Source organism: Streptomyces sp. NPDC005181, assembly GCF_040608395.1.
Lineage (GTDB): Bacteria > Actinomycetota > Actinomycetes > Streptomycetales > Streptomycetaceae > Streptomyces.
In genome coordinates, this window is the sequence record NZ_JBEXID010000011.1 from 112,192 (window position 1) to 136,589 (window position 24,398).

General features: G+C 69.9%; 16 protein-coding genes. 1 reads left to right on the forward strand and 15 read right to left on the reverse strand.

Translation table 11 applies throughout. The features are described 5' to 3' along the window. Positions 1–39: 39 nt before the first annotated feature. From ABZV38_RS10870 to ABZV38_RS10935, 14 genes are all read right to left on the reverse strand, one after another. Positions 40–4,074, reverse strand: a complete 4,035-nt coding sequence (locus tag ABZV38_RS10870; RefSeq protein ID WP_356326448.1) for an Rne/Rng family ribonuclease — start codon at positions 4,072–4,074, stop codon at positions 40–42. A gap of 232 nt (positions 4,075–4,306) precedes the next feature. After that, positions 4,307–5,089 carry a TIGR03936 family radical SAM-associated protein gene (locus ABZV38_RS10875; RefSeq protein WP_356326449.1) on the reverse strand — a complete coding sequence of 261 codons (783 nt, stop codon included), beginning with the start codon at positions 5,087–5,089 and terminating at the stop codon, positions 4,307–4,309. Positions 5,090–5,212: 123 nt separating this feature from the next. After that, a complete protein-coding gene (locus ABZV38_RS10880; RefSeq protein WP_356326450.1) occupies positions 5,213–6,442 on the reverse strand; it encodes a hypothetical protein in 1,230 nt (409 codons plus the stop codon). 86 nt (positions 6,443–6,528) lie between these two features. Beyond that, positions 6,529–8,454, reverse strand: coding sequence for a TIGR03960 family B12-binding radical SAM protein (locus ABZV38_RS10885; protein ID WP_356326451.1), 1,926 nt, complete (start codon positions 8,452–8,454; stop codon positions 6,529–6,531). A gap of 50 nt (positions 8,455–8,504) precedes the next feature. Then, a complete protein-coding gene (locus ABZV38_RS10890; protein ID WP_356326452.1) occupies positions 8,505–10,028 on the reverse strand; it encodes a CYTH and CHAD domain-containing protein in 1,524 nt (507 codons plus the stop codon). Between the two features lie 61 nt (positions 10,029–10,089). Beyond that, complete coding sequence (gene rodA / locus ABZV38_RS10895) at positions 10,090–11,280, reverse strand: rod shape-determining protein RodA (RefSeq protein ID WP_356326453.1); 1,191 nt, start codon at positions 11,278–11,280, stop codon at positions 10,090–10,092. Next, positions 11,280–13,454 carry a penicillin-binding protein 2 gene (gene mrdA / locus ABZV38_RS10900; protein ID WP_356326454.1) on the reverse strand — a complete coding sequence of 725 codons (2,175 nt, stop codon included), beginning with the start codon at positions 13,452–13,454 and terminating at the stop codon, positions 11,280–11,282. Before mrdA ends, rodA begins: the two co-directional genes overlap by 1 nt. A 61-nt stretch (positions 13,455–13,515) precedes the next feature. Beyond that, a complete protein-coding gene (gene mreD / locus ABZV38_RS10905; protein WP_356326455.1) occupies positions 13,516–14,178 on the reverse strand; it encodes a rod shape-determining protein MreD in 663 nt (220 codons plus the stop codon). Positions 14,179–14,189: 11 nt separating this feature from the next. After that, entirely contained in the window at positions 14,190–15,209 is a 1,020-nt protein-coding gene (gene mreC, locus ABZV38_RS10910; RefSeq protein WP_356326456.1) for a rod shape-determining protein MreC, read from the reverse strand. 109 nt (positions 15,210–15,318) lie between these two features. Further along, a complete protein-coding gene (locus ABZV38_RS10915; protein WP_356326457.1) occupies positions 15,319–16,338 on the reverse strand; it encodes a rod shape-determining protein in 1,020 nt (339 codons plus the stop codon). Positions 16,339–16,630: 292 nt separating this feature from the next. Beyond that, positions 16,631–17,044, reverse strand: coding sequence for a nucleoside-diphosphate kinase (gene ndk / locus ABZV38_RS10920; protein WP_037698740.1), 414 nt, complete (start codon positions 17,042–17,044; stop codon positions 16,631–16,633). Between the two features lie 93 nt (positions 17,045–17,137). Continuing rightward, on the reverse strand, positions 17,138–17,497 hold the full coding sequence (locus tag ABZV38_RS10925) for a DUF4233 domain-containing protein (RefSeq protein ID WP_356326458.1): 360 nt from the start codon (positions 17,495–17,497) through the stop codon (positions 17,138–17,140). 4 nt (positions 17,498–17,501) lie between these two features. Then, positions 17,502–19,025 (reverse strand): folylpolyglutamate synthase/dihydrofolate synthase family protein, encoded by a 1,524-nt coding sequence (locus ABZV38_RS10930; protein WP_356326459.1) that lies wholly within the window; start codon positions 19,023–19,025, stop codon positions 17,502–17,504. 130 nt (positions 19,026–19,155) lie between these two features. Further along, positions 19,156–21,777, reverse strand: coding sequence for a valine--tRNA ligase (locus ABZV38_RS10935; protein WP_356326460.1), 2,622 nt, complete (start codon positions 21,775–21,777; stop codon positions 19,156–19,158). 138 nt (positions 21,778–21,915) lie between these two features. Here ABZV38_RS10935 and ABZV38_RS10940 point away from each other — a divergent pair, with 138 nt between their 5' ends. Then, positions 21,916–22,887, forward strand: a complete 972-nt coding sequence (locus tag ABZV38_RS10940; RefSeq protein ID WP_356326473.1) for a hypothetical protein — start codon at positions 21,916–21,918, stop codon at positions 22,885–22,887. A 70-nt stretch (positions 22,888–22,957) separates the two neighbouring features. Here the strand turns inward: ABZV38_RS10940 and clpX are convergent, their stop codons facing one another. Then, the gene (clpX, locus tag ABZV38_RS10945) at positions 22,958–24,256 is read right to left on the reverse strand and encodes an ATP-dependent Clp protease ATP-binding subunit ClpX (protein WP_356326461.1); all 1,299 of its coding nucleotides are present in this window, start codon (positions 24,254–24,256) and stop codon (positions 22,958–22,960) included. Positions 24,257–24,398 lie beyond the last annotated feature (142 nt).

Here is a 24,398-nt window from a genome sequence, read left to right on the forward strand (position 1 = left end):
CGGGCCCGGCGGGCCCGACCTCTGGAAAGCCTGCGGCGACTACTGCTCCGCCGCCGCCGTCTCCTTCGCCGCCGCCTTCTTGGCCGTCGTCTTCTTCGCGACGGTCTTCTTGGCAGCCGTCTTCTTGGTGGCTGCCTTCTTGGCAGTGGCCTTCTTGGCGGTCTTGCGGGCCGTCTTCTTGGCCGGGGCCTCGGCCTCCGCGGTCTCCGCGGCTTCCGGGGCAACGGCGGTGGCGTCGGCCGGGGCCGGCTCGGCCTCGGGCTTTGGCTCGGTGGAGCCCGTCACCACGACGACCTCCGCGCCGTCCGTACCTGCGGGCGAGCCCGCAGGGGCGGTGACCTTGCGGGTCACCCGACGGCGGGCACGCGGCGGGGCGGCCACCTCCTCGGGTGCGGCCTCGACCACCGGGGCCTCGACCACCACGGCCTCGGCGGCAACCACGTCCGCGACAGGCAGCGGCGCCTCGACCGGCTCGGCCGCGGCCGGCGAGCCCGCCGGAGCGGTCGCCTTACGGGTCGCCCGACGGCGTGTACGGCCCTGCGGAGCCTCGGCCACCGGGGCCTCGACGACCGGTTCGGGCTCGGTCACCGGCTCCGGCTCCACGACCGGGGTGGGCTCGGGCGCCGTCCTCGGGGCGCCGGCCGGGGCCGATGCCTTGCGGGTCGCACGCCGACGGCCACGGCCGCGCGAAGCGGCTGCCTCGGCCTCCGCCGGGCTGCTGTACAGCTCCTCGTCCGGTACGAACTCCGGCTCGGGAAGCGCCACCGGAGCGGCGACCTCGGCAGCCACCTCGGCCTCGGTCTCCGCCTCGGCCTCTACGTGCTCGTGCTCGTGCTCGTGCTCGACGAGAGCCTCGGGCTGCTCACCGACGCCACCGCGGCCGCGCTTCTTCGCCCGCTTGCCGTTGCCGCCGCCGCCGACCGAGGTCGGCTGCTCCATGTGCACGATCACGCCGCGCCCGTTGCAGTGGACACAGGTCTCGGAGAAGGACTCCAGCAGACCCTGGCCCACCCGCTTACGGGTCATCTGAACCAGGCCCAGCGAGGTGACCTCGGCGACCTGGTGCTTCGTACGGTCGCGACCCAGGCACTCCAGCAGGCGCCGCAGCACCAGGTCCCGGTTGGACTCCAGAACCATGTCGATGAAGTCGATGACGACGATGCCGCCGAGGTCGCGCAGCCGCAGCTGGCGCACGATCTCCTCGGCCGCCTCCAGGTTGTTCCTGGTGACGGTCTCCTCGAGGTTGCCGCCCTGACCGGTGAACTTGCCGGTGTTGACGTCGACGACGACCATCGCCTCGGTCTTGTCGATCACCAGCGAGCCGCCGCTGGGCAGCCAGACCTTGCGGTCCAGTGCCTTCATCAGCTGCTCGTCGATCCGGTAGGTCGCAAAGATGTCGACCTCGGAGGTCCACCTCGACAGCCGGTCCGTCAGGTCGGGGGCGACGTGGTCGACGTAACCGTGGATGGTCTCCCACGCGTCGTCACCACTGACGATGACCTTCGAGAAGTCCTCGTTGAAGATGTCGCGGACGACTCGGACCGTCATGTCCGGCTCGCCGTAGAGCAGCGTCGGCGCGTTGGCACTGCCGTTGCTCTTCGACTTCTTCTGGATGTCCTCCCACTGCTGCTGCAGCCGCTCGACATCGCGGCGCAGCTCGTCCTCGCTCGCACCCTCGGCGGCGGTGCGCACGATGACGCCCGCGTCCTCGGGGACGATCTTCTTGAGGATGGTCTTCAGCCGGGCGCGCTCCGTGTCGGGCAGCTTGCGGCTGATACCGGTCATCGAGCCCTCGGGCACATAGACCAGGTAACGGCCGGGCAGCGAGACCTGGCTGGTCAGGCGGGCGCCCTTGTGGCCGATCGGGTCCTTCGTCACCTGGACGAGGACGGACTGGCCGGACTTCAGCGCGGTCTCGATCCGGCGCGGCCCATGGGCCATGCCGAGCGCCTCGAAGTTGACCTCACCGGCGTACAGGACGGCGTTGCGGCCCTTGCCGATGTCGACGAAGGCAGCCTCCATGGACGGCAGTACGTTCTGCACCTTGCCCAGGTAGACGTTGCCGACGTAGCTGCTGGCCTGCTCCTTGTTGACGTAGTGCTCGACGAGCACGTCGTCCTCGAGGACGCCGATCTGGGTGCGTTCGCCGTTCTGACGGACGACCATCACGCGCTCGACGGCCTCGCGGCGGGCCAGGAACTCCGCCTCCGTGATGATCGGGACGCGACGGCGGCCCTGCTCACGGCCTTCGCGGCGGCGCTGCTTCTTCGCCTCCATACGGGTCGAGCCCTTGATGGACTGGACCTCGTCGAAGCCGGTGCCGGGCTCGCGCTCGGCCTCCTTCTTCCGGGGCTCACGGACCTTGACGACCGTACGCTCCGGGTCGTCCGGACCGGCTTCGGCCTCGGGCGAGGCGTCACCGCTGCGACGACGACGGCGACGGCGACGGCGACTGCTGCTGGAACCGGACAGCTCGTGGTCCTCTTCCTCCTCCTCGTCGCCCTCGTGAGCACCCTCGTGCTCGTCCTCGGACGTGTCGGCGGCGTGCTCGTCGGCGTGCTGCTCCGCGGCTTCTTCCGCCTCGGTCGACTCACCACGGCGACGGCGACGGCCACCGCGACGGCGACGGCGCGAGGGCCTGTCCCCGTACTCGTCCGACTCGTCGCCCTCGGCCTCGCCTTCGCCCTCCAGCTCGTGCTCGGCCTCGGCCGGCTCCTCCGCCGGGGCGGCGGGGGCGGGCGTCCGCTCGGCGGCCGGCTCGGTCTCGGCGGCCTCGCCGCGACGGCGGCGACGACGGCGGGAACCGGCCTGCGGCGCGGGCTCGGCGACCGGGGCCGCCTCGGCAGCGGCCTCGTCGGTCGCGGCGGTCTCCTCGACCGTCTCGATCTCATCCTCGGCCTCGTCGTAGCGCGAGGTGGTGCCGGCGGCCGCGGCGGCCGCGGCGGTCTCCGGGGTCTGGAACATCGGCTCGGCGAAGACCGGCGCCTGGAAGACGGCCACGGCCGGGCGCGTCGCGCGACGGCTCTTGCTGGCGGGCTCCTCGACCTTGCCGGTGAACTCCGGCCTGCCCGCGGCGGCGGTGGCCCGGCGGCGCTGACGGCCACGCGGCGCGGCGCTCTCGGCCGCCTCCTCCGGCTCTGCGGCCGGCTCCTCGGCGACAGCGGCCTCGACCGGGGCCTCGGCGACGATCTCGACAGGGGCAACGGCCTCGGCGGCCTGCGGCGCACCCGCCGGAGCGGTCGCCTTGCGGACCGCCCGACGACGGCCGCGCGGGGCCTCCGGCTCAGCGGCCTCGGCGGCCGGTGCGGCCTCCTCGGTCTCAGCAGTCCCGGTGTCGGTCGACGCGGCCTGCGGCGCACCGGCCGGAGCAGATGCCCGGCGACGGGTACGGCCACGGGGCGCCTCGGCCTCGACGGGCTCGGTGACGGCGGGCTGCGCGGGCGCCTCGGTCTCGACGGCCAGGGTGGTCTCGACGACCTCCACGGCCTCGGCGGCCGGCGGAGCACCTGCGGGAGCGGTGGCCTTGCGGGACGCCCGGCGACGCGCACGCGGCGCCTCAGCGGCCTCTGTGATCTCGGCGGCCGGGGCAGTCTCGGCGATCTCCGCGACCTCGGTGACCTCGGTGACCTCGGCGGTCTTCTCGGCCTTCGGCGCACCCGCCGAAGCGGTCGCCTTACGGGTCGCCCGGCGACGCGCACGCGGCGCCTCAGCGGTCTCGGTGGTCTCTGCGGCCGGGGCGGTCTCCGCAGCCTCTGCGGGGGCAGCGCTCGCGGCGGCCTCCACGACCTCGGCGGCCTGCGGCGCACCTGCGGGAGCGGTCGCCTTGCGGACCGCACGGCGACGGGTACGCGCCGGCGGCGCGGCTTCCGCCTCGTCGGCGGCGACGGTGGTGTCGGACACTGCGGCGTCATCGGCCGGTATGGCCGGCGCGGCAGCCTCCGAGCCGGCGGCGCCGGACGGCGGGCCGGCCGGGCGGGAAGCGGCACGGCGCCTGCGGCGCGGCGGCAGCTTGTCCCCGGGGGTGTTGTTCTCTTCGGCGTTCCCGGTCGTGCCGGGCTCGATCGGTTCGAGCATGCGGGCGGTTCTCCCGTCACGCTCCCGGGCGCCGCGCCTGATTCCGGTCCGGCACGGTCCGCATGAGAAACGCGGAACCGCCGTCCGGGGCGCGGGCGCCGCACGGGAGCTGAATGTCTGGCTCGCCGGTTCCGTACGCGATATACGCACGGCCTGGCGAAAGTCTTATGGGTCAGCGCGCGGCCCGACCCAGGTGGCTCCCGAGTCCGGGGACTGCGCTACAACGACCGCCTTACGCGGAACCTGCACCTTCCGGCGCCGTCGCGACGGCGGTCCCGGTGGCCGTGGGTAGCACGGTCGGGGCTGCCTCGCGGTCGGGCGCGAGCGGGTCGGTCACCGTGCCGGACTCCTCGTCGAAGAGCCCCTGCGCCAGCCTGGTCACCGCTGCGGGGACCGGCGGCGCCAGGTCGGCCACAACGCGGAGACCGGACAGGACGTCGTCAGGTCGCACGGCAGGTGTCACGTGCCGAACAACCAGCCGCAGTATCGCACAGGGCTTGTCCCCCGGCCTATCAGCCCGGAGATCGACGGCTTCCAGATCCGCGACGGCGGCGCGGGCGTCAAAGGTCCGCATGCCGTTCTTCGTGCGGCGCTGGACCTCGACGGTCTCGGCGCCGAGGAAACCGGCGACGGCCTTCTCGGCGTCCTCGAACGGGACCCCGTCGAGCCGCATCTCCCAGACGGAGGCGGTCAGCCGCTCGGCGAGCCCCGAGGTGCGGGCCTCCACGGCATCGGTGATGTCGAGGCCGTCCGGGAGCGACTCGTCGAGCAGTTCGCGCAACGTGTCGGGGTCCCGCGACTCGGTGAGGGCGATCTCCAGGAACTCGGCCTCGCTGCCCGTGCCGGTGGGTGCGGCATTGGCGTACGACACCTTGGGGTGCGGGGTGAAGCCCGCCGAGTACGCCATGGGCACCTCGGCGCGGCGCAGCGCCCGCTCGAAGGCGCGCTGGAAGTCGCGGTGGCTGGTGAACCGGAGGCGGCCGCGCTTGGTGTAGCGCAGTCGGATGCGCTGCACTGCCGGTGCGGGCGGCGGGCCTTCGGGCTGTCGCTTGCCCAGTGGTTCTTCTCCTCGGTGCGGAGCGGACGCGGTGGCACGCCGCCCTCGAAATACGGGTGACCCTGGGGTGTCCGGTCCGGCTCACCCCTGCTTTCGCAGGGTGATCTCTGGTTCGGGCGCCGCGCTGGGCACAGTCGTTGTACTACCCAGAGTACGCGCAAGGGGGGCCACCGGTTCCCGGGGCTCGGGGACCGGGCCCTCGCCGACCAGCGCCCGCCATGCGTCACGGCGGGCCTGGCGCACGGTCTCGCGTGCGGTGCGCAGGGCGTCACGGGCCGCGCGTCCCGCCTCGACAGCGGCGCGTCTGGCCGGGGCCCAGACCATGTCGCGTACGAAATGTCCGACGGGCGTGCACACGGTGCGGTAGGTCCAGGCCACCGGGGCGCCGATGAGATGCCACGCCAGCCAGGCGAGAGCGCGGCCGACGGCCCGCGAGAGATACCCGGCGACGCGCCAGGCGACACCGATCGCGGCGACGATCTCCCGGCCGACCGGGGCGAGGACCCGCCGCCAGATCCACCCCACGGGGGTGATGAGCACCGTCATGACCAGCCAGGCGACGGCTGCGCCCAGCCCCCGGGCCGCCGCGGCGACCCCGCTCGCCACCATGCCGGCCAGCCAGGCGATGCCGTGGCCGAGCGGTGTGAGCAGTTTCCGGTACGTCCAGACCAGCGGCGCCACGATCATGTTCTCCATGAGCCGGCCGAGGGCGAGCGCGAGCGGCACCAGGACGTACTGCCACACCCCGACCACCGGCCACACGAAGAGAGCGGTGAGTACCCAGCCGATCACGGCGGCGACGCCCCGTCCGACGGGGATGAGCAGTGCGCGGTACACCTGGCGCAGCCCGTGCCCGACCGGGGTGAGGAGCGACTCGTAGAGCCAGCCGGCCGGCGCCACGATCCCGTACCGGACCACGGGCACGACCACGTACCGCCACAGCGCCACCCACGGCCACACGAAGACGGCCGCGCCCAGCCACAGAATGCTCTGTCCAATCACCGTGGCCAGCCACCGCAGCCCGTGCCCGAGCGGGGTGAGGACCGACTCGTACAGCCGGACCAGCGGGATCACCACGAGGACCCGGAGGAGCCACGCCAGCGCCCGTCCGGCGGGGCGCAGCAGCACCCGGTCGGCGCCGCGGGCGGTGGCGACGAGCGCGTCCCAGACCATCCGTACGGGCAGGACGACCACGAGCACCACGATCCGTACCGGAATCCTGATGAGCGTGGTCAGACAGCCGTCGCCGGACTCGTAGTGCGCGGGCGCCTGGTGGTTGCCGTATGCGCGGGGCCGCTTCTCCTGGTCCATGCCGGACAGGACGCGAAGACCCGGCCCAGGGTTTCCCGGACCGGGTCTTCGTCATCGAGCTGTCACCCGAGCGCTGACGTCCGGCGTTACTTCACGACCGTCAGCGGAAGGAGCTTCTTGCCGGTCGGGCCGACCTGGATATGGGTGTCCATCTGCGGGCACACGCCACAGTCGAAGCACGGGGTCCAGCGGCAGTCCTCGACCTCGGTCTCGTCGAGCGAGTCCTGCCAGTCCTCCCAGAGCCACTCCTTGTCGAGACCGGAGTCCAGGTGGTCCCAGGGCAGGACTTCCTCGTACGTGCGCTCACGGGTGGTGTACCAGTCGACGTCCACCCCGAACTCGGGGAGCGTCTTCTCGGCGCAGGCCATCCAGCGGTCGTACGAGAAGTGCTCGCGCCAGCCGTCGAAGCGGCCGCCGGCCTCGTAGACGGCGCGGATGACGGAGCCGATGCGGCGGTCGCCGCGCGAGAGCAGGCCCTCGACGATGCCGGGCTTGCCGTCGTGGTAGCGGAAGCCGATCGAGCGGCCGTACTTCTTGTCGCCGCGGATCTTGTCGCGCAGCTTCTCCAGGCGGGCGTCGGTCTCCTCGGCGCTGAGCTGCGGGGCCCACTGGAACGGGGTGTGCGGCTTGGGTACGAAGCCGCCGATGGAGACGGTGCAGCGGATGTCGTTCTGCCCGGAGACCTCACGGCCCTTGGCAATGACGTTGACCGCCATGTCGCCGATCTGGAGGACGTCCTCATCGGTCTCGGTGGGCAGGCCGCACATGAAGTACAGCTTCACCTGGCGCCAGCCGTTGCCGTACGCGGTGGCGACGGTCCGGATGAGGTCCTCTTCCGAGACCATCTTGTTGATGACCTTGCGCATGCGCTCGGACCCGCCCTCGGGGGCGAACGTGAGGCCCGAGCGGCGGCCGTTGCGAGTCAGCTCGTTGGCCAGGTCGACGTTGAACGCGTCGACGCGGGTGGAGGGCAGCGAGAGGCCGATCTTGTCCTCGGTGTACCGGTCGGCGAGGCCCTTGGCGATGTCGCCGATCTCACTGTGGTCCGCGGAGGACAGGGACAGCAGGCCGACCTCCTCGAAGCCGGTCGCCTTGAGACCCTTCTCGACCATTTCGCCGATGCCGGTGATGCTTCGCTCCCGCACGGGGCGCGTGATCATGCCGGCCTGGCAGAAGCGGCAGCCGCGGGTGCAGCCGCGGAAGATCTCGACGGACATCCGCTCATGGACGGTCTCGGCGAGAGGGACGAGGGGCTGCTTCGGGTACGGCCACTCGTCGAGATCCATGACGGTGTGCTTGGAGACCCGCCACGGCACGCCCGACTTGTTCGGCACGACGCGGCCGATGCGGCCGTCCGGGAGGTACTCGACGTCGTAGAACCGCGGTACGTAGACGCCACCGGTCTTCGCGAGCCGGAACAGCACCTCCTCGCGCCCGCCGGGGCGGCCCTCGGCCTTCCAGCCGCGGATGATCTCGGTGATCTCCAGGACCGCCTGCTCGCCGTCGCCGGTGACCGCGCAGTCGATGAACTCCGCGATCGGCTCGGGGTTGAAGGCGGCGTGGCCGCCCGCGAGGACGATCGGGTCGTCGAGGCCGCGGTCCCGGGCGTCGAGGGGGATGCCCGCGAGGTCCAGGGCGGTGAGCATGTTGGTGTAGCCGAGTTCGGTGGAGAAGCTCAGCCCGAAGACGTCGAACGCCTTCACCGGACGGTGGCTGTCCACGGTGAACTGCGGAACCTTGTGCTCGCGCATCAGCTCTTCGAGGTCCGGCCAGACGCTGTAGGTGCGCTCGGCCATGACGCCGTCACGCTCGTTGAGCACCTCGTAAAGAATCATCACGCCCTGGTTGGGCAGTCCGACCTCGTACGCGTCCGGGTACATCAGAGCCCAGCGGACGTCGCACTCGTCCCACGGCTTGACGGTGGAGTTCAGCTCACCGCCGACGTACTGGATGGGCTTCTGCACATGCGGGAGCAGAGCTTCGAGCTGTGGGAAGACCGATTCGACAGACATCGCGAACTTTCGAGAGCCGGCAGGAGTGACCATCCAGCGTACCCCGGCGCTCAGCTTTCCAGCGCCGCCCGCAATTTCGGCCGGGACGCACTTTCCCACACCTCGGGAAGCTCCTGTTCGCGGGCGGCGGCGGTCGCCTCCTCGTGCCCGTACAAGAGTCCCCAGGTGAATGCGGACTCCCCCGCGGCGTGCGCCTGGGCGGCCAGTGTGCGCAGGGCGTCGCGGGCGACGACGCTGTCCTGGTGGTCGCCGAGCACGGTCTGTACGGCCTTCATCCGCCGGGCGAACTTCTTGGCGGGGCGGCCCAGCGCGGCGGTCGCCGCCTCCCCCGCGTACCGGGCGCGTTTCGCCGCCTTGCGGGCGTCGTGCATGGCGAGGTCGCGGTCGGGGCCGGGCCGGAGTTCCAGGGCGTGGCCGATGCGGGTGGCGAGGCGTTCGTAGTCCCGCAGCACGGCGCGGGGCAGTGCGTCCTCGGGGGCCTGGGCCGCGGCGGGCAGCAGCGGCGGGGCGGCCTGGAGCGCGTCGAGGCATTCCAGCAGGGCCAGGTAGCGCTTGCCGTCGAGTACGCCGACGGTCCGGCGCCGGGAGCCGCTCCGGTGGGCCACGGACCAGATCCGCAGCCGGCTGCGGACGGGGCCGAGGAGCAGGGTGCGGGGCAGATCGGCGATCCGGGCGCGCAGGCGTTCGTCGAGGACTTCCTGGTCGCGGTCGATGCCGAGCTCGGCCGCCAGCCATTTCAGCTCGTCGCCGACGGGATCGGTGACGGTGCGGTCGAGGATCTTCCGGTACGTCCTGAAGGCGCTGCGCAGTCTGCGGGTGGCGACCCGCATCTGGTGCACGGAGTCGGGGAGATCGCGGCGTACGGCGGGGTCGAGGGCGACCACGGCGGTGATCTGGTCGCGCACGTAGGCCATGACGTGGTCGCCCGCCGTCCGGGGCCGTGGTGCGGTCTTCTTCGCGGTGCGCTGCTTCTTCGGGGCTGTCTCGGCGAGGGCCCGGGCCAGTTTGGAAGCCGATGCGGACGGTCGTACGCCGGCCTTGCGGAGCCGGTGCTCGACGGCGTCGAGGAAGGCGGGGTCGCCCTCGTCGGCGAGTTCGACCTCGATCTCCGTCCAGGCCGCTGTGCCGCTGCCGCCCGCGAGCCGGACGGCCCGGACCTCGTCGACGCTGAGTTCGGCGAGGAGCGACCCGTCGGGGCCGAGCAGATGGTGGACGTCGCGGGCGGAGAGCAGCCGGACCACGGGGAGAAGTTCTGCCTCCCTCACCCGGGAGCGCAGCAGTGCGCCGAGGCTGCGCGGGATGGTGTCGGAGAGCGGGGCCCGGATCTCGTCGCGGATGCCGGACGCGACGGGGAATTTGAGGTGCCAGCCCGCGTCGTCGCCGCCGGTGCGGCGGCGCAGAGTGAGTGAGTCGGCGGCGAGCCGCTGGTCCTCGGTGTCGTAGTAGACGGCGTCGAGTTCCATGACGCCGCGGTGGTCCACGGCCGTGACCCCGGCCACCCGGGTGAGGTCGGGGAGCCGGGTGTCGACGGTGGCTTCGTACTTCCGCTCGATCTCGCGCTTCGAGTCCGCCATGCATTGAATCTAGACGCGTTTGCCGCCGTCGGGCAGGGGGCCCGGCGGATGGGTCACCTGCTCAGGCCGTTATCGGCCGCTGCATCCTGATCGATTGGAGCAGTCCGATGGCCACCCAGACGGCGAACATGGACGACCCTCCGTACGACACGAAGGGCAGAGGGAGTCCGGCGACGGGCATGATGCCGAGCGTCATGCCGATGTTCTCGAAGGCCTGGAAGGCGAACCAGGCGATGATTCCGGCGGCGACGATCGTGCCGTACAGCTCGGTGGTCTCGCGGGCGATCCGGCAGGCGCGCCACAGGACGATCCCGAGCAGGACGAGGATCAGTCCGGCGCCGAGGAAGCCGAGCTCTTCGCCTGCGACGGTGAAGACGAAGTCGGTCTGCTGCTCGGGGACGAACTGGCCGGTGGTCTGGGTGCCCTGGAAGAGGCCGGTGCCGGCGAGTCCGCCGGAGCCGATCGCGATGCGGGCCTGGTTGGTGTTGTAGCCGACGCCCGCCGGGTCGAGCGCCGGGTTGGCGAAGGCGGCGAAGCGGGCGATCTGGTAGTCGTCGAGCAGGCCGAGCTGCCAGACGGCGACGGCTCCGGCGATGCCCGCGCCGAGAAGGCCGAAGATCCAGCGGTTCGACGCCCCGGAGGCGAGGAGCACGCCGAGCACGATGACGGCCATGACCATGACGGAGCCGAGGTCCGGCATTCCCATGACGATCACCATCGGCAGGAGCGCGAGGCCCAGTGCCTTGGCGACGGTCCGGTGGTCGGGGTGCACCTGGTCGCCCGCGTCGACGCGGGCGGCGAGGATCATCGCCATGCCGAGGATGATGGTGATCTTGGTGAACTCGGACGGCTGCAGGGAGAAGCCGCCGCCGATGATGATCCAGGCGTGGGCGCCGTTGACGGTGGCGCCGAGCGGGGTGAGTACGGCGAGAACCAGGAGCACCGAGAGGCCGTAGAGGATCGGGACGGCGCCGCGCAGGGTGCGGTGGCCGAGCCAGATCGTGCCGACCATCAGGGCGAAGCCGATACCGGTGTTGAGGGCGTGCCGGAGCAGGAAGTAGTACGGGTCCCCGTGGGTGAGGGCGTCGCGGCCGCGGGTCGCGGAGTAGACCAGGGCGGTGCCGATGAGGGAGAGCGCGATGGCGGAGCCGAGGAGCGGCCAGTCGAGCCGCCGTACGACGGAGTCGCGGGCGGTGAGCCGGCCCCAGGCGGAGCGCTTGGGGGCGTACCGGGAGACGGAGAAGCCGGACATCAGTCGCGCCTCCCGAGCACCGCGGCGAGTGTCTGCTCCTCCGGGACCTTCTGCGAGTCCGGGTCGTAGGGCTTGATCGTCGGGGTGTCGATCGAGCCGTCGTGCTGGATCTTGGGCAGGGACTTCTGCGGGGTGGGCAGCAGCGCCTTCTTGAGGTCCTGTTTGCCGGAGTCGTCGAGTCCGTAGAGCGCGTCGTAGATGTTGCGGACGGCAGGCCCGGAGGCGCCGGAGCCCGTACCACCCTGGGAGATCGTCATGACGATCGAGTAGTCCTTGGTGTACGTGGCGAACCACGAGGTCGTCTGCTTGCCGTAGACCTCGGCCGTGCCCGTCTTGGCGTGCATCGGGATCTTGTCCTGCGGCCAGCCGCCGAACCTCCAGGCGGCGGTACCGCGGGTCGCGACGCCCGCCAGCGCCCCCTCCATCTCCTTCAGGGACTTGGCGCTGACCGGCAGCTTGCCGTGCGATTTGGGTCCGATCATGCTGACGTGCTTGCCGTCGGGGCTGACGATCGCCTTGCCGACGGTCGGGTCGTAGAGCGTGCCGCCGTTGCTGATGGCGGCGTAGATGGTCGCCATCTGGATCGGGGTGACGAGGGTGTCGCCCTGGCCGATGGAGTAGTTGATCGAGTCATAGGCGTGCAGCTTCATGCCTTCGAGGCAGTTCTCGTGGGCGAGCACGGTGTTGAAGTCCTTCTTCTTGGGCCACTTCTTGCCCTGCTCGCACCAGGTGTCCTTGTTGGCCTTCCAGAAGTCCTTCTTCCACTGGCGGTCGGGGACACGGCCGGTGACCTCGTTGGGGAGGTCGATGCCGGTCTCCTTGCCGAGGCCGAACTGGTGGGCGGTCTTGAAGAACCAGTCCTTGGCGTTCTTCTTGGGCTTCATCCCGCCGTCCTTCTGCCACTGCTGGTAGCCGAGGGCGTAGAAGACGGTGTCGCAGGAGACCTCGAGTGCCTGGCCCAGGGTGATCGGGCCGTGGCTCTGCGATTCGAAGTTCTTGTAGGTGTGGCCTTCGGCGGTGTACGAGCTGCCGCAGGTGTAGTGGCCGTCGAACGGGTAGCCCGCCTGGATGGAGGCCGCGGTCGAGACGACCTTGAAGATCGAGCCCGGTGCGGCCTGGCCCTGGATGCCCCGGTTGAGCAGCGGATAGTTGGACTTCTTGCTGGTCATCCGGGCGTAGTCCTTGCCCGAGATGCCACCGACCCAGGCGTTGGGGTCGTAATTGGGCAGGGAGGCCATCGCGACGACGCGGCCGGTCTTGGCTTCCATGACGACGACGGCGCCGGAGTCGGCCTTGTAGTTCTCGTTGGTGTTCTTGTCGAACTGGGTGCGGGCGACCTTCATCGCGTCGTTCAGCTCGTACTCGGCGACGGCCTGGACCCGGGCGTCGATGGAGGTGACGACGCTCGATCCGGGCTCGGCCTCGTCGTCCTTCGCCTGGCCGATGACCCGGCCGAGGTTGTCGACCTCGTAGCGGGTGACGCCCGCCTTGCCGCGCAGTTCCTTGTCGTACGTGCGCTCCAGGCCGGAGCGGCCGACCTGGTCGGAGCGGAGGTACGGCGAGTCGGTGTCCTGGGCCTTGGTGATCTCTTCGTCGGTGACGGGCGAGAGGTAGCCGAGGACCTGGGCGGTGTTGGCCTTGCCGGGTGCGGGGTAGCGGCGTACGGCGGTGGGTTCGGCGGTGATGCCGGGGAAGTCCTCGGCACGTTCGCGGATCTGGAGGGCCTGCTGGGTGGTGGCCTCGTCGGTGACCGGGATCGGCTGGTACGGCGAACCGTTCCAGCAGGGCTGCGGCGTCTTCGCGTCGCAGAGCCGGATCTTGTCGAAGACGTCCTTCGGCTTCATGCCGAGCACATCGGCGAGCCGGGTCAGGACGCCCTTGCCGTCGTCGTCCATCTTCATCAGATCGGTGCGGTTGGCGGAGACGACGAGGCGGGTCTCGTTGTCGGCGAGGGGCACTCCGCGCGCGTCGAGGATGGAGCCGCGGACTGCGGGCTGGACGACCTGCTGGACGTGGTTGTTCTTCGCCTCGTCGGTGTACTCCTGGCCGTTGCGGATCTGGAGGTACCAGAGGCGGCCGCCGAGCGTCAGCAGCAGGGAGAAGACGAGGACCTGGATGATGACGAGCCGGATCTGAACCCGCTGGGTCCGGCCCGTCTCCGGGATGTTGCTCACGGGGCGCCCCCGGTAGTGGTCGGGCTGGAGGTCCCGGGGGTGTCCCCGGCGAGGTGCAGCCTCACAGTCGCTTGACTCCCTTGATCCGTCCGGCCCGTGCCGCTCGGCTGCGGGCAACCTTCAAACGCAGTCCGCCGCGCTGGCCGCCGATCCTGAGTCCGGTGCCGGAGGACAGCCAGCCCGCGGCCATGTCGCCGCCGCTGGAGGACTCGGAGAGCGGATCGTTCTCGGTGCGTCTGGCGAGCGCCATGATCAGTGGAACGGTGAACGGCGCGAGGAGCAGATCGTAGACGGCCGCGGTGAACAGCAGGCTGCCGAGGCCGACATGGCGGGCGGCGGTGTCCCCGACGAGGGCGCCGACGAGCGCGTACAGCAGGGTCGATCCGATCGCGGCGGCCACGACCGCGGCCATCGGGACGAACGCGGACTTGAGCCGGCCGTTGTCCGGCCGGGCAAGTCCGGCGAAATAACCGATGACACAGAGGACCAGGGCGTACCGTCCGGCGGCGTGGTCGGCGGGCGGTGCCAGGTCGGCGAGGAGTCCCGCGCCGAAACCGATCAGCGCGCCGGCGACATGTCCGTACACGAAGGCCAGACCGAGGACGACGAGGAGCAGCAGGTCGGGGACGGCGCCGGGGAGCTGCAGGCGGGCGAGTACGGAGACCTGGATGACGAGGGCGATCACGACCAGGGCGGTGGAGAGCAGAGTCCGGTTGAAACGCATGGGGATCAGCTCTACCTCTGCTCGTTGACCGCGTTGCCGGTGGATCCGGTGGGGTTCGGGCTCCCGCTGGGGGTCCCGTTGACGTTCCCGACCACCTTGCCGTTGGTGTCGACGATGTCGCCGTTGGGCGAGATCGTGACGGTGACCGTCGGGGTGGGCTTCGGCTTCTCGGGCTTCTTCGGCAGGACCATGTCGCGGGGGTCCTCGCGCGGTGCCTGGACGACGATGCCGACGATGTCGAGCCTGCTGAAGGCGACATACGGGCGGACGTAGACGGTACGGGTGAGGTCACCGCCCGACGGGTCGACGCGGACGACCTCACCGACCGGGACGCCCGGCACGAAAGGCTTGTCCTTGCTGGAGCCGAAGGTGACCAGCCGGTCGCCCTTCTTCACCTTGGCCTTGCCGTTGAGGAACTGCACGGACAGCGGGCGGTCGCCCTGGCCGGTGGCGAAGCCGAGCTCGTCCGTCTTCTCCATCCGGGTGCCGACGGTGAAGTCGGGGTCGCTGGCGAGGAGCACCGTCGCGGTGCCCGGGCCGACTGTGGTGACCCGGCCGACGAGCCCGTCGCCGTTGATGACGGTCATGTCGCGCTTGAGGCCGTCGTCGGAGCCGGCGTCGATCGTGACGGTCCAGGAGAAACCCTGGGCCGCTCCTATGGCGATGACTTCGGCAGCTTTGATGCCGTATTGACCGGCGGACGACTTCTTCAGCAACTTGTCGAGTTCGCGGACCCGGTTGCGGTTGCGGTCATCGCTGCCCAGCTTCGCCTTCAGCGCGGCGTTCTGCTGTTCCAGGGTGGCGATCCGATCGTGTCGTGCACCGGAGGCGCGGATCGCCCCTATGGCGTTGCCCACCGGATCGACGGCTGCCGCGACGCCTTTCTCGACCGGCCCGAAGGCCGTTGCGGCGGCCTGCCGGGCGCCGTCGACCGGTGACTCCTCGCCGCCGCGGATGTCCACCGTAATCAGTGCGAATGCGATGGCGATCAGCAGCACCAGGAGCAGCCGGCTCTCTCGTGTGTCCCTCACGTGCGGCGGCCGTGCCTTCCTCGTCGGAATGTTCGTGTCTGTATATCAACGATCCGCCGTACGGGGTGGCAGCGCCCGTACGGCGGACCGCTGTGTTGTCGACCCGGTATTACCTACGGGGCTGAGCGTCCAACACCTGCTGGAGCGCCTCGAACTCCTCGACACACTTGCCGGATCCGAGCGCCACCGAGTCCAGCGGGTCCTCGGCGATGTGGATGGGCATGCCGGTCTCGCGGCGCAGCCGCTCGTCCAGTCCGCGCAGCAGCGCGCCGCCGCCGGTGAGGACGATGCCGCGGTCCATGACGTCGCCGGACAGCTCCGGCGGGCACTTGTCGAGCGTCGTCTTCACGGCGTCGACGATCGCGTTGACCGGCTCCTCGATGGCCTTGCGGACCTCCGCGGCGGAGATGACCACGGTCTTGGGCAGTCCGGAGACCAGGTCGCGGCCGCGGATCTCGGTGTGCTCTTCCTTGTCCATCTCGTACGCCGAGCCGATGGTGATCTTGATCTGTTCGGCGGTCCGCTCACCGAGGAGGAGCGAGTACTCCTTCTTGATGTGCTGGATGATCGCGTTGTCCAGCTCGTCGCCGGCGACCCGGATCGACTGGGCAGTGACGATTCCGCCGAGCGAGATGACCGCGACCTCGGTGGTGCCGCCGCCGATGTCGACGACCATGTTGCCGGTGGCCTCGTGGACCGGCAGGCCCGAGCCGATGGCCGCGGCCATCGGCTCCTCGATGATGTGCACCTGGCGCGCGCCGGCCTGCGTCGACGCCTCGATGACGGCGCGTCGCTCGACCCCGGTGATACCGGAGGGCACGCAGACGACGACCCGCGGCCGGGCCAGGTAGCGGCGCTTGTGGATCTTCAGGATGAAGTAGCGGAGCATCCGCTCCGTGATCTCGAAGTCGGCGATCACGCCGTCCTTCAGGGGCCGCACGGCAACGATGTTGCCCGGCGTACGCCCGATCATCTTCTTGGCCTCGGAGCCGACCGCCAGGATGCCGCCGGTGTTGGTGTTGATGGCCACGACGGACGGCTCGTTCAGAACGATGCCGCGCCCCCTGACGTACACCAGCGTGTTGGCAGTCCCGAGGTCGATAGCCATGTCACGGCCGATGAACGACATTGAGTTCCCCTTGTTCCCCATGAGGATGCGTCGGGCCTTCCCAAGAAAGCGATGGCGGCTTGTTTTTGGTAGGCGAGGTGAGCGCTGCGGGCGTGGAAGATTCCATCGTAGTGCCGTATGCACGGACACCGCGCGAGGGGCCTTCGCCAGTGTGGGCGGAACGGGTGGTCGTTCCACTCATGGTGACGCTACGTCGGAGGGATGCGTTCCCCCGATCGGCGGCCATATGCCGGAGGGCGACCGAATTACTTCGGTCGCCCCAGGTCATGAGCGCTGATCGGCTGATCCGAAGTCAGGAAAGTCCCGGAAAGAACAGCTTCAGCTCTCGCTCCGCGGACTCCTCGGAGTCCGAGGCGTGGATGAGGTTCTCGCGGGTGATCGTCCCGAAGTCGCCACGGATCGATCCGGGCGCGGCGGCGATCGGGTCGGTCGGGCCGGCCAGGGCGCGGACGCCTTCGATGACCCGCTCGCCCTCGGCCACCAGGACGACGACCGGGCCGGACTGCATGAACTCGACGAGCGGCTCGTAGAACGGGCGGCCGACGTGCTCGGCGTAGTGCTGCTCCAGGGTCGCACGGTCCAGCGTGCGCAGCTCCAGCGCGGTGACCTGCCAGCCGGCCTTGCGCTCGATCCGGCCGACGATCTCGCCGATCAGCCCACGCCGGACGGCGTCGGGCTTGAGAAGGACGAGGGTGCGCTGAGTCATGTGCGGCTCCTTGAAGGCATGCGGGTGCGGTGAGGCGAGATTACAGGGGTACGCGGACGGGCCGGCGGCCGGGTTTGCCCGCCGTGACCGGCTTCAGCCGGCCGCCGGGGCCTCGGTGGCCGTTTCCTGCGCCGCCCAGCGGGCCTTGGCCTCGTCGATCTTGCGCCCGTAGTGCACCGAGGCCCACCACAGGGCGCCGAAGAGCAGACCGAGGATGTACATCATCGGGATGAAGAACCCGCCGGCGACCAGCGCGATCTGCAGCACCCAGCCGAGCTGCACCCCGCCGGGGCGGGTGATCACGCCGCAGAGCAGGACGGACAGCAGCATGCCGATGCCGCAGACCGTCCAGACGGTGGCGTTCGACAGGTCGTCGGACTTCATGGCGACCAGTCCGGCGAAGCCGATCACGAAGAACTCACCGATCAGCGTCGATGCACAGAGCGTACGCACAGGGTCAGTGCCTTCCCAGAAGCAGCCGGGCCTCGCCGACCGTGATCACGGAACCGGTGACGAGGACGCCGGCGCCCGCGTACTCGTCCTCCTCCTCGGCGAGGGTGATCGCCGCCTCCAGCGCGTCGTCGAGGCGCGGCTCGACCTGGACGCGGTCGCCGCCGAAGACATCGACCGCGACGGCGGCCAGTGCGTCGGCGTTCATCGCGCGGCCGGTGGAGTTCTGCGTGATGACGACCTCGGCGAAGATCGGCTCGAAGGCTTCGAGGAGCCCCCGGACGTCCTTGTCGTCGCTGGCGCCGACCACGCCGATCAGCCGGGAGAAGCCGAACGCCTCGGACAGCCCGTCGGCGGTGACGCGGGCACCTGCCGGGTTGTGGGCGGCGTCCAGGACGACGGTCGGGCTGCTCCGTACGACTTCGAGGCGGCCGGGCGAGCGCACCGACGCGAAGGCCCGGCGGATCGTGTCGTGGTCGAGCGAGCCGGACTGCTCGGCGCCGATGCCGAAGAAGGCCTCGACCGCGGAGAGCGCCACCGCCGCGTTGTGCGCCTGGTGGGCGCCGTACAGCGGGAGGAAGATTTCCTCGTACTCGCCACCGAGGCCGCGCAGGGTCAGCAGCTGGCCGCCGACCGCCATCTCGCGGGAGACGACGCCGAACTCCATGCCCTCGCGCGCGACCGTGGCGTCGACCTCCACGGCCTTCTTCAGCATGACCTGGGCGGCGTCGACCGGCTGCTGCGCCAGGATGACCGTGGCACCCTGCTTGATGATCCCGGCCTTCTCACCGGCGATCTCGGCAGGCGTGTCACCGAGCCGGTCGGTGTGGTCCAGCGAGATGGGGGTGACGACGGCGACCGAGCCGTCGATCACGTTCGTCGCGTCCCAGCTGCCGCCCATGCCGACCTCGACGACCGCGACATCGACCGGTGCGTCGGCGAAGGCCGCGTACGCCATGCCGGTCAGCACTTCGAAGAAGGAGAGCCGGTACGGCTGCTGGGCATCGACCATCTCGACGTACGGCTTGATGTCCTGGTACGTCTCGATGAACCGCTCGGGGTCCATCGGCGAGCCGTCCAGGCTGATCCGCTCGGTGATCGACTGGACGTGCGGCGAGGTGTAGCGGCCGGTGCGCAGGTCGAATGCGCCGAGCAGGGCCTCGATCATGCGAGCCGTGCTCGTCTTGCCGTTGGTGCCGGTGATGTGGATCGAGGGATACGCGTGCTGCGGCTCGCCGAGCACGTCCATCAGTGCGGCGATGCGCGACACCGAGGGTTCGAGTTTGGTCTCGCCCCAGCGGCCGGCGAGCTCCTGCTCCACCGCGCGCAGCGCCTTGTCCACCTCCGGGTCGGCGGGGCGGGCGGGGACCTCGTCGCCCGGCACCGGTCCCGAGGCGGTGCGCAGGGTGCGACTGCCGGCCTCGATCACCGCCAGGTCGGGGTCGCGTTGGGTCGCTTCGTCGACGATCTCCGCGAAGGTGTCGTCGGACTCGGACGCGTCGTGCCGGTCGGAAGGGCGGGGCTCACTCACGGGGCCCAGTCTACGGACCGGGACGGACAACCGGCGCAGCGCCCGGGCAATGGGCACGAATGGGCACCCGTACGGCGAAGCCCCCGTGCCCCTGGTCGGTCAGGGACACGGGGGCTTCGCACTCAGGTCATCAGCTCTGCGGCAGGTTCGCCAGCTGAGCGATGATCCGCGCGATGTCCGCGTCGGCCTTGGTGAGCCGGGCACGGATCTTGTCGACCACGTTGTCCGGGGCCTTGGCCAGGAACGCCTCGTTGCCGAGCTTCGCGTTGGCCTGCGCCTTCTCCTTCTCGGCGGCGTCCAGGTCCTTCGTCAGGCGCTTGCGCTCTGCCTCCACGTCGATGGTGCCGGACAGGTCGAGGGCGACGGTGGCCCCCGCGACCGGCAGCGACGCGGTGGCGTGGAAGCCGTCCCCGGCAGGCTGCAGACGCAGCAGCTGGCGGATGGCCGCCTCGTGCGGGGCGAGCGCCGTGCCGGTCAGGGTGAGCTGGGCCGGGACCTTCTGGCCGGGCTGCAGGCCCTGGTCGGAGCGGAACCGGCGGACCTCGGTGACGACCTGCTGGACGAGCTCGATCTCCTGCTCGGCCGCGTCGTCGCGGAAGCCGGAGTCGGTCGGCCAGTCGGCGATGACGACGGACTCGCGGCCGGTGAGCGCGGTCCAGAGCGTCTCGGTGACGAACGGGACGACCGGGTGCAGGAGCCGCAGCATCACGTCGAGGACCTCACCGAGGACCCGGCCCGAGACCTCGGCCGGCTTGCCGCCCGCGAAGAACGTGGTCTTGGACAGCTCGACGTACCAGTCGAAGACCTCGTCCCAGGCGAAGTGCCGGAGCGCCTCGCTGAGCTTGGAGAACTGGAAGTCGTCGTAGTACGCGTCGACTTCGGCGACGGTCTTGTTGAGCCGGGACAGGATCCAGCGGTCGGTCACCGACATCTCGTCGGCGGACGGCAGTTCGCCCTCGATCGTGGCGCCGTTCATCAGGGCGAAGCGGGTGGCGTTCCAGATCTTGTTGGCGAACTTGGCGGAGCCCTGGACCCACTCCTCACCGATCGGGACGTCGGTGCCCGGGTTGGCACCGCGCGCCAAGGTGAAGCGCAGCGCGTCGGAGCCGTACTTGTCCATCCAGTCCAGCGGGTTGACGACGTTGCCGAACGACTTCGACATCTTCTTGCCGAACTCGTCGCGGACCATGCCGTGCAGAACGATGGTCTCGAAGGGCGGGGTGCCGTCGTTGACGTACAGACCGAACATCATCATCCGGGCGACCCAGAAGAAGAGGATGTCGTAGCCGGTGACGAGGACGGAGTTCGGGTAGAACTTCGCGAGGCTGTCGGTCCGCTCCGGCCAGCCGAGCGTGGAGAACGGCCACAGACCGGAGGAGAACCAGGTGTCCAGGACATCGCTGTCCTGCGTCCAGCCCTCGCCCGTGGGGACCTCGTCGTCCGGTCCGACGCACACGACCTCGCCGTTCGGGCCGTACCAGACGGGGATGCGGTGGCCCCACCAGAGCTGGCGCGAGATCGTCCAGTCGTGGAGGTTGTCGACCCAGTCGAAGTACCGCTTCTCCATCTCCTGCGGGTGGATCTTGACGCTGCCGTCGCGGACGGCGTCACCGGCCGCCTTGGCGAGCGGGGCGACCTTGACCCACCACTGGAGGGACAGCCGGGGCTCGATGGTGGTCTTGCAGCGCGAGCAGTGGCCGACGGAGTGGAGGTACGGACGCTTCTCGGTGACGATCCGCCCCTCGGCGCGCAGTGCGCCGACGATGGCGGAGCGGGCCTCCAGACGGTCCAGGCCCTCGAAGGGGCCGGGGACGGTGATGACGGCGCGCTCGTCCATGACCGTGAGGAACGGCAGGTCGTGGCGCTTGCCGATCTCGAAGTCGTTCGGGTCGTGCGCGGGCGTCACCTTGACGGCGCCGGTGCCGAACGCCGGGTCGACGTGGTGGTCGGCGACGACGGGGATCGTACGGTCGGTGAGCGGCAGCCTGATCTCTGTGCCGACCAGGTGCTTGTAGCGCTCGTCGTCGGGGTGGACGGCGACCGCCGTGTCTCCGAGCATCGTCTCGGCGCGAGTGGTGGCAACGACGATGGTCGCGTCGCCGTCGCCGTACTTCATGGCGACGAGCTCGCCGTCGTCGTCCTGGTACTCGACCTCGATGTCGGAGATCGCGGTCAGACAGCGCGGGCACCAGTTGATGATGCGCTCGGCGCGGTAGATCAGCCCGTCGTCGTACATCTTCTTGAAGACGGTCTGGACGGCGGTGGACAGGCCCTCGTCCATGGTGAAGCGCTCACGCGACCAGGCGACGCCTTCGCCGAGACGGCGCATCTGCCCGGCGATCTGCCCGCCGGACTCGTTCTTCCACTGCCAGACGCGCTCGACGAAGGCCTCCCGGCCCAGGTCGTGACGGGACTTGCCCTCCTTGCCGAGCTCGCGCTCGACGACGTTCTGGGTGGCGATACCGGCGTGGTCCATGCCGGGCTGGTACAGCGCCTCATAGCCCTGCATGCGCTTGCGTCGGACGAGGGCGTCGATCAGCGTGTGCTCGAAGGCGTGCCCGAGGTGCAGGGATCCGGTGACGTTCGGCGGCGGGATGACGATGCTGTACGGCGGCTTGTCGCTGTGCTCGTCCGCTTCGAAGTACCCGCGTTCTACCCAGCGCTCATACAGCTTCCCCTCTACTTCGGCCGGCGCGTACTGGGTCGGCAGTTCGGGGTTGCTGGCTGGCTGCTGCTGAGTGTTCTCGGTCACGGGGGACAGTTTAGGGCCGTCACAGTCGTGCACTGAAACCGGTTTGTTCAGTAACGGTGTGGCTCGCGACGCCCCATGCCAGCGGGGCTTCCGCCAGGATGTTCGGAACGCATGAGCATTCTGGAGGGGACAGCGCAGATGAGCTACAACCAGCCGGGCCCGTACGGGGGCCAGCCGCCGCAGGGTCAGCCCGGACCGTACGGCCAGCAGCCGGGCCCGTACGGCGGTCAGCCGCCGCAGGGCGGCCAGCCGGGTTACGGGTATCCGCAGCAGGCCCCCCAGGGTGTTCCGCAGCAGCCCCAGCCGGGCTACGGCTACCCACAGGCCCAGCAGCCGGGCCCGTACGGCCAGCAGCCCCAGGCCCCGTACGGCCAGGCCCCCTACGGCCAAGTCCCGATGCCGCCGGCCCCGCCGAAGAAGAAGACCGGCCTGATCATCGGTGTCGTCGTGGTGGCGCTGGCGGTCATCGCGGGCGGGGCGTACTTCCTGACGTCGGGCGGCGCCAGCAACAGTGACGTCGCGGACAGCACCAAGGGCTACAAGCTGACCCCGGCTGCCACGCTGGACGGCTACAAGAAGTCCGCCGGCGATTCGGCGCCGTCGGGGCCGATGACCGGCACCGAGAAGGCCAAGGCCGAGGCCATGGGGATCAAGAACCCCCAACAGGCAGGTGCCTCCTATCAGGCCGGTTCCACGGACAATCCGCTCGCGGTCAAGACCGTGACCCTTTCCGGTATCTGGGGCGATGTCACCGACCCGGCGAAGGTCATCGACAACTCCTTCAGCAACGCGGAGTCGGAGCTCGCGAAGGGCGGCAAGGGGATGGAGGTCAAGCTCATCGGCAGCCCCAAGGTCGTCACTCCGGCCGGATTCGACGGCGCACTGATGAAGTGCCAGAACATGAAGGTGATCAACAAGGAGGGAGACGGCACCGCCGCCAAGGGCCCCAAGGAGTTCGAGGTCCCGGTCTGCGTCTGGGCCGACTACAGCACGGTCGGCAACGTCCTCGGTGTCGACGTGGCACTCTCCATGGCCGGCAAGGACATGTCCCAGGACGACGTGGCCGCCCTGACCGCCAAGCTCTACAACACGTCCCGCACCAAGCTCTGATCACGCGGCGACACGTGAAGGGGCGCCCCGCCGACCGGCCGGGCGCCCCTTCACGTATGTATCGCTGCCGCTACGCGGACTTCTCGTGCCGTCCGTCGTCGTTCTTGCCGATCGTGCGCGGCTCGCGCGGGACCAGCGTCGGGTTGACGTTGTTGCGGACCACGTCCGCCGTGATGACGACGCGGGCGACGTCCTTGCGGGACGGCACCTCGTACATCACGGACTGGAGGACTTCCTCCATGATGGCCCGTAGACCACGCGCGCCGGTGCCGCGCAGGATCGCCTGGTCGGCGATGGCCTCCAGCGCCGGGCGGTCGAAGTCCAGCTCCACACCGTCGAGTTCGAACAGCCGCTGGTACTGCTTCACCAGTGCGTTGCGCGGCTCGACGAGGATCTGCAGCAGCGCCTCGCGGTCCAGGTTGTGGACCGAGGTCAGCACGGGGAGACGGCCGATGAACTCGGGGATCATCCCGAACTTCACCAGGTCCTCCGGCATGACCTCCTGGAACTGGTCGCTCGCCTCGATCTCGCGCTTGGAACGGATCGTCGCGCCGAAGCCGATGCCCTTGGCACCCGCCCGGGACTCGATGATCCTCTCCAGGCCGGAGAAGGCACCGCCCACGATGAACAGCACGTTCGTCGTGTCGATCTGGATGAACTCCTGGTGCGGGTGCTTCCGGCCGCCCTGCGGCGGTACGGAGGCGGTGGTGCCCTCCAAGATCTTCAGCAGGGCCTGCTGGACGCCCTCGCCGGAGACATCACGGGTGATCGACGGGTTCTCGCTCTTGCGGGCGACCTTGTCGATCTCGTCGATGTAGATGATCCCGGTCTCGGCCTTCTTGACGTCGTAGTCCGCGGCCTGGATCAGCTTCAGCAGAATGTTTTCGACGTCCTCGCCGACATAGCCGGCCTCCGTCAGCGCCGTCGCGTCGGCGATGGCGAACGGAACGTTGAGCATGCGGGCCAGCGTCTGCGCGAGGAGCGTCTTGCCGGAGCCTGTGGGGCCCAGCAGCAGGATGTTGGACTTGGCCAGCTCGATGGCGTCGTCGCGGTTCTGCGCGCCGCCGTTCTCGCCCGCCTGGACCCGCTTGTAGTGGTTGTACACAGCGACCGAGAGGGCCTTCTTCGCGGGCTCCTGACCGACGACGTACCCCTCGAGGAACTCGTAGATCTCGCGCGGCTTGGGGAGTTCCTCCCACCGCACCTCGGAGGTCTCCGCGAGCTCCTCTTCGATGATCTCGTTGCAGAGATCGATGCACTCGTCGCAGATGTACACACCGGGTCCCGCAATGAGCTTCTTCACCTGCTTCTGGCTCTTTCCGCAGAACGAGCACTTGAGCAGGTCGCCGCCATCACCGATGCGTGCCACGAGGTGCTTCCCCTTCGCCTGGGAGCAGCTTGGTGCAGCGGCTCCTGGTGCCTCTCTCCGACGGTACCTTGCCTGGCCCCCCGTTCGGGCCCCCCTTGGCACGGTTCACACGGCCACGACTGTGTGAACCGACCGTGCCAAG

What these genes read in the sequence shown, in the direction of transcription:
- ABZV38_RS10870 (WP_356326448.1), bottom strand. Translation starts at nt 4,074, where the DNA reads ATGCTCGAACCGATCGAGCCCGGCACGACCGGGAACGCCGAAGAGAAC.
- ABZV38_RS10880 (WP_356326450.1), bottom strand. Translation starts at nt 6,442, where the DNA reads ATGGACCAGGAGAAGCGGCCCCGCGCATACGGCAACCACCAGGCGCCC.
- ABZV38_RS10885 (WP_356326451.1), bottom strand. Translation starts at nt 8,454, where the DNA reads ATGTCTGTCGAATCGGTCTTCCCACAGCTCGAAGCTCTGCTCCCGCAT.
- ABZV38_RS10890 (WP_356326452.1), bottom strand. Translation starts at nt 10,028, where the DNA reads ATGGCGGACTCGAAGCGCGAGATCGAGCGGAAGTACGAAGCCACCGTC.
- rodA (WP_356326453.1), bottom strand. Translation starts at nt 11,280, where the DNA reads ATGTCCGGCTTCTCCGTCTCCCGGTACGCCCCCAAGCGCTCCGCCTGG.
- mreD (WP_356326455.1), bottom strand. Translation starts at nt 14,178, where the DNA reads ATGCGTTTCAACCGGACTCTGCTCTCCACCGCCCTGGTCGTGATCGCC.
- ABZV38_RS10915 (WP_356326457.1), bottom strand. Translation starts at nt 16,338, where the DNA reads ATGTCGTTCATCGGCCGTGACATGGCTATCGACCTCGGGACTGCCAAC.
- ndk (WP_037698740.1), bottom strand. Translation starts at nt 17,044, where the DNA reads ATGACTCAGCGCACCCTCGTCCTTCTCAAGCCCGACGCCGTCCGGCGT.
- ABZV38_RS10940 (WP_356326473.1), top strand. Translation starts at nt 21,916, where the DNA reads ATGAGCTACAACCAGCCGGGCCCGTACGGGGGCCAGCCGCCGCAGGGT.